The 12,374-nt window shown below is 54.7% G+C and carries 11 protein-coding genes and 2 pseudogenes; 6 read left to right on the plus strand and 7 right to left on the minus strand.

The genetic code is table 11. The annotated features are described in order from the left end of the window. Nucleotides 1–150: 150 nt before the first annotated feature. The 6 genes and pseudogenes from AC2LB6_RS15230 to AC2LB6_RS15255 form a co-directional block, all read left to right on the plus strand. Nucleotides 151–1,674 (plus strand): ABC transporter substrate-binding protein, encoded by a 1,524-nt coding sequence (locus AC2LB6_RS15230; RefSeq protein ID WP_490094137.1) that lies wholly within the window; start codon nt 151–153, stop codon nt 1,672–1,674. 1 nt (nt 1,675) lies between these two features. Continuing rightward, nucleotides 1,676–2,605 (plus strand): ABC transporter permease, encoded by a 930-nt coding sequence (locus AC2LB6_RS15235; RefSeq protein ID WP_490094138.1) that lies wholly within the window; start codon nt 1,676–1,678, stop codon nt 2,603–2,605. 1 nt (nt 2,606) lies between these two features. After that, nucleotides 2,607–3,470: an ABC transporter permease gene (locus AC2LB6_RS15240; RefSeq protein ID WP_490094139.1), complete on the plus strand. Its 864-nt coding sequence runs from the start codon at nt 2,607–2,609 to the stop codon at nt 3,468–3,470. Between the two features lie 5 nt (nt 3,471–3,475). Continuing rightward, nucleotides 3,476–5,125 (plus strand): dipeptide ABC transporter ATP-binding protein, encoded by a 1,650-nt coding sequence (locus tag AC2LB6_RS15245; RefSeq protein ID WP_490094140.1) that lies wholly within the window; start codon nt 3,476–3,478, stop codon nt 5,123–5,125. A 21-nt stretch (nt 5,126–5,146) separates the two neighbouring features. Next, nucleotides 5,147–5,362, plus strand: a pseudogene (locus AC2LB6_RS15250) (MFS transporter); the annotation flags it as partial. Nucleotides 5,363–5,444: 82 nt separating this feature from the next. Continuing rightward, nucleotides 5,445–5,685 (plus strand): annotated as a pseudogene (locus AC2LB6_RS15255) (transposase); the annotation flags it as partial. A gap of 223 nt (nt 5,686–5,908) precedes the next feature. Here AC2LB6_RS15255 and AC2LB6_RS15260 read toward each other — a convergent pair. The 7 genes from AC2LB6_RS15260 to epsC form a co-directional block, all read right to left on the minus strand. After that, nucleotides 5,909–7,396, minus strand: coding sequence for a SufS family cysteine desulfurase (locus AC2LB6_RS15260; RefSeq protein ID WP_490094141.1), 1,488 nt, complete (start codon nt 7,394–7,396; stop codon nt 5,909–5,911). Beyond that, nucleotides 7,383–8,327, minus strand: coding sequence for a family 2A encapsulin nanocompartment shell protein (locus AC2LB6_RS15265; protein ID WP_490094142.1), 945 nt, complete (start codon nt 8,325–8,327; stop codon nt 7,383–7,385). Before AC2LB6_RS15265 ends, AC2LB6_RS15260 begins: the two co-directional genes overlap by 14 nt. A 37-nt stretch (nt 8,328–8,364) precedes the next feature. Continuing rightward, on the minus strand, nt 8,365–9,540 hold the full coding sequence (gene moeB / locus AC2LB6_RS15270) for a molybdopterin-synthase adenylyltransferase MoeB (RefSeq protein ID WP_490094143.1): 1,176 nt from the start codon (nt 9,538–9,540) through the stop codon (nt 8,365–8,367). Then, nucleotides 9,537–9,827, minus strand: coding sequence for a MoaD/ThiS family protein (locus AC2LB6_RS15275; RefSeq protein ID WP_490094144.1), 291 nt, complete (start codon nt 9,825–9,827; stop codon nt 9,537–9,539). The genes moeB and AC2LB6_RS15275 overlap by 4 nt, the downstream gene beginning before the upstream one ends. A gap of 59 nt (nt 9,828–9,886) precedes the next feature. Beyond that, the gene (locus AC2LB6_RS15280) at nt 9,887–10,315 is read right to left on the minus strand and encodes a M67 family metallopeptidase (protein ID WP_490094145.1); all 429 of its coding nucleotides are present in this window, start codon (nt 10,313–10,315) and stop codon (nt 9,887–9,889) included. Then, nucleotides 10,308–11,213 (minus strand): PLP-dependent cysteine synthase family protein, encoded by a 906-nt coding sequence (locus AC2LB6_RS15285; RefSeq protein WP_490094146.1) that lies wholly within the window; start codon nt 11,211–11,213, stop codon nt 10,308–10,310. Before AC2LB6_RS15285 ends, AC2LB6_RS15280 begins: the two co-directional genes overlap by 8 nt. Nucleotides 11,214–11,279: 66 nt before the next feature. Next, a complete protein-coding gene (epsC, locus tag AC2LB6_RS15290) occupies nt 11,280–12,245 on the minus strand; it encodes a serine O-acetyltransferase EpsC (protein WP_490094147.1) in 966 nt (321 codons plus the stop codon). Nucleotides 12,246–12,374: the final 129 nt, after the last annotated feature.

Below are 12,374 nucleotides of genomic sequence, written 5' to 3' on the forward strand. Positions count from 1 at the left end.
TCAGGGCATACGGGAAGTGCAGCGCCGTATGCCTACTTCAATATTCTCAAATTAGATATAAATAGCGTTTTTTATTACTTTTCTGAAAATCTTTAACTTTGTAGGGTGGAGCCATTCCCTAAGAGCCTGAATACCACGGAGCAATGGATAATGAAAAAAAAAGCGACAGCAGGATTATTACTCACGGCGTTGGTCACATTGGCCCATGCAGCAGAATTGCCCGTATCGGGCGGGATATTAAACGTCGCCTTAGGTAGCGATACCCCCATCATCGATCCTTCCATTACCGGTTACTCAGTGACCGCATTGATCACCCGTAATGTCGTGGACTCGCTGGTAGGACAAGCCGAGGATAACCGTTTTACCCCCTGGCTTGCCACGCACTGGGAGATTAACGACACTCATACGCAATATACCTTCCACCTGCGTAAGGACGTGACTTTCAGCGACAAAACACGGCTGGACGCACAGGCCGTTAAATATAATCTGGATCGCATCCTGGATCCCAAAACCACGTCAAGCTATGCGAAATCGCTGCTTGGCCCGATCGACAGCATCACCACACCGGATGATTTTACCGTGGTGATCCACTATAAAACACCGTTTGCGCCCCTGTTGCAGGGTTTGAGTCTCCCTTACCTCGGTATACAATCACCGACATATCTGAAGAACACCCCAAATACCAGCAACACCGTCGTAGGATCGGGGCCTTTTATCCTTAAATCCTTCGTCAAGGGTAACGGCAGCCAGCTGGCACGCCGTGATGATTATCAATGGGGGCCGGGCTATGCGCATCATCAGGGCCCCGCATGGCTCTCCGCCATTAATTTTAAATATCTGCCAGAATCCTCTGTGCGATTAGGCGCATTAACCAGCGGGCAGGTGCAGGCCATCGATGCCGTTCCTCCCGCTAATGCCCGTGCACTTGAGCGTAATCCGCAGGTCAGTATTCTGACGAAAGAAAATCCGGGCATTCCACGGGTGCTGTACCTTAATACGTCTAGAGGTCCGTTCAGCGATGTTAACGTCCGGCAGGCGTTTCTTCACGCGGTCAATCCCACTTCTGCGGTAAAAGTGGCCTTCTTTGGTACGCTGAAACCGGCGGATAGCGTGCTGGGGCCACAAACACTTTATTACGACCCTAACGCCCGCGTTTCCGAAGCACAGCCTGCAAAATCACTCAACCCAAAGCAGCCGTTGACGGTGCATTTCCTCTATGACCCGACATCGACCGAAAGCGCGGATGTCACCCTGTTCCAGGCCATACAATTCCAGGTGAAGAAGGCCGGTTTTAACCTCCAGCTTGATCCGGTTGACAGTGGTATCTTCAGCGCGCGTACTGCCAGCAACGACTACGATATCGTCTCGAATTTCTACGTGCGTGCCGAACCGGATATTCTGCGTACCGTTTTCCACTCAGCCTACATCCCACCTAAAGGTGCCAACTACAGTCACGTTAATGCACTGGATGAGAAACTGACGCTGGCAATTGGTGCTCCTGATGCACAGCGAAAACAGATATACAGTACTATCCAGCGCCAGGTGATTGACCAGGCTTATGTCGTTCCGCTGTACATTCCGGCGTATCAACTGGGGATCAGTAAAAAAGTTCAGGGTGTCAGTTGGGCCACCAACGCTAAACCTAACTTTTATGATGCCTGGTTGAGCAACTGATATGGCGAAAATTGTCCTGCACCGTCTGTTCTCCATTATTGCCGTACTGTGGGGAGCGGCCACGCTGACGTTTATTGCCATCAAACTGATACCTGGCGATCCGATACTTATCATGAGCGGCGGTGAAAACGTTGTTGATGATGCCTGGCGCGCAACGATGACGGCGGAACTTGGGCTGGACCAGCCTCTCTGGGCGCAGTATTTGCATTATTGCGGCCAGGCGCTGCTGGGCCATTTCGGTGAGAGTTTCCAGTTTCGTGCACCGGTGACCACCGTCATTACCACCGCGCTGATACAAACCCAGACACTGGCAGGATGCGCGCTGCTGCTGGCGGTATTTATGGCTACGCTCAATGCTCTGGCAACCTCTGGGCGTTGGCGGCCGCTGCGTACACTGTTCTCCGGGTTGGAGCTTTGTCTGCTTAGCACACCGGTCTACTGGATTGGAATTATTCTGTTGAGCATCTTCAGTTTCCGCCTGAACTGGTTTCCGGTAACGGGGAATGACGGCTGGGTTTCGCTGGTGCTTCCGATTATCGCACTGAGCCTGCCATTGACCGCCATTCTCAGTCAGGTGCTGCGTGACGGTCTGGAAGAGGCCCTCCAACAGCCGTTTGCCATGACGGTTCGTACCCGAGGTGCGGGCGAGACGTTGCTACGCCTGCGCCATGGACTGCGTCATGCATCGCTGGCCGCGTCTACACTGACTGGTACCATGCTGGCGAACCTGCTCAGTGGATCCATTCTGACCGAAACTGTTTTCGGCCGCGCCGGGCTAGGTAAAATCACGCTTCAGGCCATTGCAAGCCGTGATATGCCGCTTATCCTTGGGCTGGTAATGCTTTCAGCGCTGTTATTCATCGTCATAAACCTGCTGATGGACGCGATTTATCTGTTCATTGATCCTCGTCTTCGTAACAGGCCATTCTGATATGAGTAACAACCCGGTCCTTATCCTTAATCGTCAGCGTCCCAGATCGCGCCCGACATCCCCATTGCTGGCGTTAAAAAACCTGCTCCCGGCAATGGCCATTGTATTGCTAGTTTTGATTGCCATTGCACCGTACTGGTTTACCCACCGATTGCCGGATGATATGGACATGGAAGCCATACTGCTGCCACCTTCGCTAAGCCACTGGTTCGGCACCGACGCGCTGGGACGTGACGTTTACACCCGAGTGATATACGGCTCAGCGTTGTCGCTGAGTATTGGTGTTGGCGCCACCCTGATTGCGGGCTGTGGCGGGATACTTCTTGGTGTCCTCGCCTCATTGGGTCCCCGTCCGATACGATTTATGGTAGTGCGCCTGCTGGATATCCTGCTGGCCTTCCCGGAGCTATTGCTGGCACTGCTGGTGATCGCCGTACTGGGGCGCGGCCCGTACAATACGCTGCTGGCAGTAGGTTTATCGGGCATCGCCGGTTATGCACGGCTGCTGCGGTCACAGATCCTGCAAGTGCGGCTGTCGGGTTATGTACAACAAGCTATCGCCCTCGGCGAAACGCCTTTCATCATCATAATGCAGCATATTATTCCCAACTCGCTGCGCCCATTGCTGATTGTGTTAACCATCGGAATTGGTCAGGCCGTCCTGAGCGCATCTGCGTTGAGCTTTCTCGGTCTGGGTGTGGTACCGCCTACTGCAGAATGGGGGGCGCTGCTGGCTGATGGCCGCGACTTTCTCGACATCGCGCCGTGGATAAGCCTACTGCCCGCAAGCGTGGTGGCGCTATCGGTCATTACGCTCACACTGGCTGGCCGTCGCTTACAATCAATTGCATCAAAAGGAGCATAACCATCATGGAGTACAACCGTCCTGCTAACCCACTGCTGGAGGTATCGCATCTCACGGTCAGCTTCGCGGACATCGAGGTGGTTAAGGGGCTTTCATTTAACCTGTATGCGGGTGAAATACTGGCGCTGGTCGGTGAATCCGGTTCAGGTAAGTCGGTCACCGCTCGTACACTGGTTGGGCTGGCAGGTGAAAAAGCCAGGGTTGACGCACAACGACTGCGACTGACAACGGTGGATGGCCAAGCACAGGATCTGCGCGCCTCAGCAAATCCTCAGTGGAAAGCACTGCGCGGCAAAGAAATCGGCTTTGTCTTACAGGATGCGCTGACATCAATCGATCCGTTGCGCACCATCGGGCAGGAGGTGGCAGAAGCACTACTGTTACATCGCCGCGTGGCACGACGGGATATTGATCATCAGGTCGCCGGGTTGCTCACCTCCGCCGGTATTCCTGACCCCTATCATCGCATGCAGCAATACAGCCATCAGCTTTCCGGTGGCCTGAGGCAGCGCGCCCTGATAGCCTCCGCACTGGCAGCGGGACCACAGATTCTGATTGCAGATGAACCCACCACTGCCCTGGATGTAACGGTACAACAGCGTATTCTCCTGTTATTTCGTCAACTGGCGGATCGCGGCCACGCGATATTGTTGATTACCCACGATCTCTCCGTGGTCTCACAAATCGCCGACCGCGTACTGGTGATGCAACAGGGTGTCGATGTTGAACAGGGCGAAGCAGCCCGGGTGTTAGCGATGCCGCAGCACCCATATACACGGAAATTATTAGATGCCATTCCCGGCGCGCACACCCGTAACCGCTGGCTTTCAACATTGGATAACGTGCCCGATCCCAGGATGAAGGCGGCTTCAGAACAGGTGGTGCTTCGTGCCGATCGCCTGTCACTGGCTTATCCCCGTGGTGATGGTTCAACACACGAGGTTCTGAAGCAAGTCTCCCTCTCGCTGCGCCGGGGAGAGACATTAGGACTGGTCGGGGAGTCAGGATGTGGAAAAACGACTCTCGGCAAGATTTTACTCGCTTTGCAGTCTCCCCAATCCGGCGAGGTCAGGCTTAATAACCAGGCCTGGAGCAGCCTGTCTGAAAAACAACGTCGTCCGTTGCGTGGACGGATTCAGACTATCACACAGGACCCGCTTGGCTCTTTCAACCCACAATACACTATTGCGCAAATCATCCGTCAGCCATTAAAGCTCGTGACAGGTCTGAATCGGGAAGCAATAGAGAGCAAAATACTGCTGCTGATAAAGCAGGTAGGGCTGGCTCCTGAATTGCTGGCACGTCGCCCGCAGACACTCTCTGGTGGACAGCGGCAGCGAGTGGCAATAGCCCAGGCACTGGCATCCGATCCCGATATCGTGATTTGCGATGAGCCGGTTTCAGCACTGGATGTCACGACCCAGGCGCAGGTTCTGGACCTGCTGAGGACTCTGCAACATCAGTTGGGTCTGGCCATTTTGCTTATCTCACATGACCCAGGCGTGGTGCTCCATATGAGTCATCGTGTCATCGTTATGAAGGAGGGAGAGATTATCGAAACCGGGGAAGCAGAGGCATTAATCGTACAGCCACAGCAGGATTACACCCGGCAATTATTTACCGCAATAAGTGAAACAAAATTTGCTGTTCAATAAAACCTATTATTCATATTGCTTTATAGCATCATGGATTCTGATACCGCTGAAAGGGTGGCAAGGATGTCCGCCTCTATATTAGTGGATGACGAAGTCCGCAAAGCGAAAACCGATGCCGTGCTGACAGCAATTATCAACAATGAACGTACCATCAGGCAGTTCGAACGTTTCTTTATCGACAGCAATATGATCCTCAACCTGCCCGATTTTGTCAGTTTAATCTTTACGACCAACACATGACCCTGACCCAAAATCCTGCTCCATTCAGAAACAGAATTCCGGCATGATAAACACTCCCCACAACGGAGGGGGGGTGCGGATGAAAAAATCGCGATTCAACGAAAAGCAGATTGTCTATGCCCTGAAGTCGGCTGAATGGAGCCACCGAGCCTGACGACTGCCGCAAGCTGAGCATCTCCGACACCACGTTTTATATCTGGCGTAAGAAGTACGGCGGAATTTCCCCTTCTGAACTCAAACCTATGCGGCATCTGGGAGAGGAAAATCTGCGGATGAAGAGGCTGGTTGCCGATCTGAGCCTCGACAAGGCCATGCTGCAATCTTAAAAACGATTCCTGTCACGGTAGCGAATACGGGAGCCTGCCATAACGTGGGATGTTTTGCTCCCAGGCTGTACCTGCCGCCGTACTGCTGCACATGAGATCCAGCCTCCAGGCATTATGCTTTATGAGAAAAGCCCGCGCGGAAAACCGGCGGGCTTAAGAGATTGTCGCGGTTGTCCACCCGTTACGTGGTTGACACCGCTGACCGGGCCGGACCTCGCTAGCGCGAAGCAAACCGGGCGACATGCTCTGCGAGAAAATCAATTTCCTGCGGCGTATTATAGAAAGCCAGCGACGGCCTGACGGTGCTTTCATAACCAAAATGACGCAGGATAGGTTGCGCGCAGTGATGTCCGGATCGCACGGCAATGCCGACCTGACTCAGATAGCGCCCCACGGCTTCATTTTCATGACCCGCCAGCACGAAAGATAAGACGCTGGTTTTGTTCGCCGCGGTACCGACCAGCGTCAGGCCCGGAATAGCCGACAGCTTCTCGATCCCATACTCCAGCAAGGCGTGCTCGTACTGCGCAATATTTTCTATCCCCAGCGAGGTGACATAATCGATAGCCGCACCCAGCCCGACGGCATCGGCAATATTGCCCGTTCCCGCCTCAAACTTATTCGGCGAGGGTTGATAGCGAGTCAGTTCAAAAGTTACGTCGGCAATCATATTCCCGCCGCCCTGATACGGGCGCGCCTCTTCCAGCACCTCCTGCTTGCCATATACGACGCCGATCCCGGTCGGTCCAAAAATTTTATGCCCGGAGAAGACGAAGAAATCGGCATCCAGCACCGTGACGTTGGTCGGGATATGCGAAATAGACTGCGCGCCGTCGATGGCGATGCGCACGCCAAAACGATGGGCGATTTGCACCAGCTCCTGAACCGGCGTAACGGTACCCAGCGCGTTGGAAACGTGGGTAGCGGACACAAAACGGGTCTTGTCATTGAACAAACGGACATATTCCTCAACGATCAGCTGCCCGTGCTCATCAACCGGCGCGACGCGGATCACCGCTCCCGTCTCCTGCGCAATGAGCTGCCACGGCACAATGTTGGCGTGATGCTCGAGCAACGTGAGGATAATTTCATCCCCCGGCCGTAACAGCGGCTTCACGTAGCTGTGCGCAATCAGGTTGAGCCCTTCCGTAGTGCCGCGCACGAAGATGATATTCTCCGGGCCGCGCGCGCCGATAAACCGCGCCACTTTGTCACGCGCGGCTTCATAAGCATCGGTGGAAAGTGCGGCAAGGGTATGCGCCGCCCGATGAACGTTCGAGTTTTCGTGCAAATAATAGTGGCTGATGCGATCGATAACCTGCTTCGGGCGCTGGGTCGTCGCGGCATTGTCCAGCCAGACCAGCGGATGACCGTCCACTTGTTCGGCAAGGATCGGAAAATCAGCGCGGATCCGTTCAACCGGGATCTGCCCGACACGCGCCGGCGGCGCCAGCTTTGCGCCAACGGAAGGTCGCGCCACGAATCCACGAGGCGCGATATCCCCCCTGCTCTCCTGCCCCAGCGGCACCACCCGCGGCGCGTAGGCGGCCTCGGCGGCCCGCGGGCGGGCGGGCGTGTCGCCCTGCAGCCCTTTCAGATCCTGCGCGTCGGGCAGACCGTAATCCCGCGCGCAGGGAGCATCACCCGCCTCGCCCGGCCATCCGCCGGGCGCGTGGGGAAGCGTGAATAAATTACTCGTAGTCATAATATTCACCCACTTCAACGTCTTCCAGCACGGCAATGGCGTCATCGGCCAGGATCGCAGCGGAGCAATAAAGTGAGAGTAAATAGGATGCCACGCCGTTATCGTCGATCCCCCGGAAGCGCACAGACAATCCGCGAGACTGTTCGTTTGGCAGCCCTTCCTGGTAAAGCCCCAGCACGCCGCGTTTGCTTTCACCGGAGCGAATCAGCAAGATATTGGTTTTCCCGCCCTGGCCTTTCGGGTTTTTCAAACCATCAACAAACAGCTTATCAGAAGGGATCAGCGGAATACCGCGCCACAGGATAAAAGTGCCCCCATGCAAATTCACGGTGACCGGCGGCACGCCGCGTCGCGTGGCTTCACGCTGAAATGCGGCAATCGCACGTGGGTGGGCCAGGAAGAAGGACGGCTCCTTCCAGACTTTTGACAGCAGCTCATCCAGGTCATCCGGGGTCGGACGGCCATTGCGGGTCTGAATACGCTGCGAGTCATCGATATTTTTCAGCAATCCATATTCATCGTTATTGATCAACTGACTCTCCTGGCGCTCGCGCAGGCTTTCAATTGCCAGCGCAATCTGCTCGGACGCCTGGTCGTACGGCGAGCTGTAGAGATCGGCGATTTTGGTATCCACGTTAATAATGGTCGCAATGGAATCAAGCTGGTATTCACGCGGCGTGGTCTGATACTCAATATAGCCCTGCGGTATCTCAACGCGGGTAGGATCCTGGCTGCACAATGCGTCGAGCGGCGTATCCCCTTCCACGACCTTGTTCACCCGATAAATCCCCGATTCCAGACCTTTATAATCGAGGAAACTGCTGACCCAGCGCGGGGTAATTGCCGCAAACTGCGGAGCCGTTTTGGTTACGTTCGCTAACTGATACGCGGCTTCACGCCCCAGTGCATTAATGCCTTTTTGTTCTGCCATGATGATTCCTTAGTGTTTGAAATAGTGGAGCTGAAGTTTAGTACTGCGGCAAACGGGTATCGACATCCCGCGCCCAGGCGTTTAGGCCATCTTTTAAATTCATCACGCGCCCCTGATAACCCGCGTGCTGCAGTGCCCGAATCGCGAAAATACTGCGCTGCCCGATCTTGCAGAGAAACACCGCATCGACCGTCGGGTCGAATTCACCGATACGCCTGACTATCTGGCCTAGCGGTATCACTTTTGCCTGCGGAAATTTGGCAATCGCCCTTTCGTGAGGTTCACGAATGTCGATCAGCTGCAGGGGTTTTCCCTCCTCTATCCAGGCGTGCAGCTCCTGGGCCGTGACGCTTTCAACCGACACCTCCGCCTCATCGGGTTTCAGTCCACAAAACTCTTCGTAGTCGATCAGCTCATGAATCGACGGGTGCTCACCGCATACCGGGCAGCCGGGATCTCTCGCCAGACGCAGCTCGCGCTGCTTCATCTGCCACACATCGAAGAGCAGCAGGCGGCCAATCAGGCTCTCGCTGCCGCCGACGATAAGCTTGATCGCTTCAGCCGCCTGGATGGTGCCGATAATACCCGGCAACACGCCGACAACGCCGCCTTCGGCACAGGAGGGCACCAGCCCCGGAGGTGGAGGCTCGGGATAAAGACACCGGTAACACGGCCCTTCCCCGGCATAAAAGACGCTGGCCTGCCCTTCGAACTGGAAGATGGAGCCGTAGACCAGCGGCTTACCCAGCAAAACGCAGGCATCGTTGATTAGATAACGGGTGGGATAGTTGTCCGTACCGTCAACCACGAGGTCGTATTCGCGAATAATCTCCAGCGCGTTTTTACTGCTCAGGGTGGTGTTATAGGTCACCACCTGAAGGTCGGGATTGATCGCTTTAATCTTGTCTTTCGCCGAGGCCACTTTGGGCCGGTTGATATCTTTGGTGCTATGAATGATCTGCCTTTGCAGGTTGGAGATTTCGACAAAATCAAAGTCGACAATCCCCAGCGTACCGACCCCGGCAGCGGCCAGATAAAGCGCCACCGGCGCCCCCAGCCCTCCGGTGCCAATAAGCAGCACACGGGACGCTTTCAGACGCTTCTGCCCCTCAAGCCCCACTTCAGGCAGCAGCAGATGGCGGCTGTAGCGGGCAATTTCCGCATGCGTCAGCTCCGTCAGACGGTCGTCAGCAATAATGCTCGGTCTGCTCATACCGCCTTCCCGACGCCGCCTGCAATGGCGGGGACCAGCAGCACCTCGGCGCCCTCGCTGACCGGGGTCTCCAGCCCACCGGTGGTTTTAATATTGTTCTCTCCCACGTACAGATTGATGAAACTGCGCAGCGCTCCCGTGTCATCATACAAATGCCGCTGAATGTCCGGGAAACGCTCCGCCAGCGCCGCGACCAGCTGACCTACTGTGTGGCCTTCCAGGGTCACTTTCCCCTGGCCGTCGGTGAAGGCGCGTAGTGCGGTGGGAATCAGTAATGTCGATGCCATAGTGATAATCTCTCCGTGTTTTGCTCTGATTTCAGGCAGCATTGTGCCTGCTATTCACGTCATGGAACGGTTTGCACGTCCTCCTGTAAAAAGCGCTGGCGGTCCTGCGTCAGCCGCCAGCTGGTCAGCGCCCCCACCTGCCGCTGCGCGACCGCCACGATGATGTAGGCGTAAACCGGCAACGCATGTTCGCGGTCAAACTCCGACGGAATAGCCGGATGATCGGGGTGCGAATGGTAATAGCCGACCACGTCCACTCCCTGAGCCAGCGCAGCGCGCTCCGCCCGCAGGGAGTCGTCGGCGGTGATGATAAAACGGTGGTATTGCTCCTCCGATTCACGGGCATTGACTATGGGGAAAATAGCCGTTACGCGGGCATCGCCCTGCGCGGAGAAATGGCCAAAGAGCGCGCCGCAGCATTCGTTGGGATAGGCCTTTTCCCCTTCAGCGCCAATCTGCTTTGCGATTTTGTGAGTCAATTCAATCATCGGTTTCATTCCAAAAAGAGTCAGTCAGGTAACGCGAGCCGACATCACACAGCAGCGTGACCACCACAGATCCCGCCGGCAGCGTGCGGGCCAGCCTGGCCGCGGCGGCAACGTTTGCGCCGGATGAAATGCCGACAAAAATGCCATCGCGCATGGCCAGCCGCCGCGTGATGGCGTAGGCCTCTTCGGTGGTGACAGAAAGAATGTCGTCGAACAGGGTTTCGTCGAGAATGCCCGGTTTAATGCTGCTGCCCATATGCTTCGTCCCTTCAATCCCGTGGAACGGTGAAGCGGGCTGCACGGCGAGCGTTTTAATCTGCGGATTCTCATATTTGAGCCGCCGCGCGGTGCCGACAAAACTGCCGGAGGTGCCCATACCCGCGACAAAATGGGTGATTTGTTGCCCGCTCTGGTCCCAGATCTCTTTTCCGGTGGTCGCGAAATGCGTACCCGGATTAACGGGGTTGTTATATTGGTCGGGATAAAAATAGCGTTCCGGATGTGCAGCAACTTGTGCCTGAACTTCAATATATGCGCCGTCGGAACCTTCAAGCGGATTGGTTTCCACAATCGTGGCGCCATAATGACGAATAATTCGTTTACGCTCCGGGCTGGTATTCTGCGGCAGATATAGCCGGACGTGATATCCCAGCGCCGCGCCAATCATCGCGTAGGCAATTCCGGTATTGCCGCTGGTAGCATCAATAATCGTTTTACCCGGCGTTAATAAACCCCGCGCAATCCCATCCAGCACCATGGCTTTCGCCGCGCGGTCTTTCACTGAGCCGCTGGGGTTCATATACTCTGCTTTTGCCAGCAGCGTTACGTCAGGCAACTCTGCGGCAAAAGAGGGCAATGTTATTAAGGGTGTAGCGCCGATCGTTTCAAGCAAATTCATAATAATTATCACGCTTTTATTATTATCTGTTCTGGTGCTAGCTATCCGATTTCATTTTTGGAATAATTAAATCCCTTCACCGTCGCTGAAATGTTTTTGCTGAGCTCGAGCCTGTTGTACATTACTGTCCGGAGGAACATCGCGGGTCAGCCATATATTCCCGCCAATGCTGGAACGCGCGCCGATGGTAATTCTCCCTAATATTGTCGCGCCGGCATAAATAACCACGTCATCTTCTATTATCGGATGGCGAAGGTAGTTTTTTTGCAGCTGCCCATCTTCGCCGGCAATAAATCGTTTGGCCCCCAGGGTGACTGCCTGATAAATACGCACCCGTTTACCGACGATGGTCGTTTCGCCAATCACCACGCCGGTCCCGTGATCAATAAAGAACCCATCATCAATCTGTGCCCCGGGATGAATATCTATCCCGGTCTGGCTGTGTGCCTTCTCGGACATAATTCGCGCCAGCAGAGGTAGATCGAGCTGATGCAACTCATGGGCCAGACGATAGTGGATCACGGCATGAATTCCAGGATAGCAGAGCAGCACTTCATCCATGCTGCGCGCGGAGGGATCGCCCTGATAAGCCGCGAGGATATCACTGTCGAGACGCTGACGTATGTCCGGCAAACGGTTGGCAAACTGCTGAACCCGTCTGACCGCCTCTTGTGACAGCGCCTGACTCGCGCCCTCCCCGTCCTGCTCATCCGACTGATAATAGAGTTCCAGAAGCGCTTCTTCGGTGAGCCTGTCAAGCGCGGTGCCTAACAAATGGCCGACGTAATAATTTTCGCCCTCTTTGCGCAATTCGACGTCACCTAACCGCATCGGATAAAGCACTTTTATCAACGTATCGGCGACTGAATTAACACTTGCCCGGGAAGGTAAACTACGTTTATTACGATAATTATTTTTTGAATGTTCATCGCGCCACGCCTGACGAACGCGACGCAATTCATCGACGACATTATTTAAATGCCAGTTATTTTCTTTTTTCGGCATGAGATACAATTCACCCGCTTCCGGCATAATAATATCCTTCTCAAAATCACATCGATAAAGTCTGTTTTCTGCGTTACCTCACTTTTATGCATTACCCGCATTAAAAACAAATAACCTTATCAACTTTGAATAGACAAAAATAGTAAATACATAAAA

It is taken from the genome of Pantoea sp. RCC30.1, assembly GCF_058148845.1.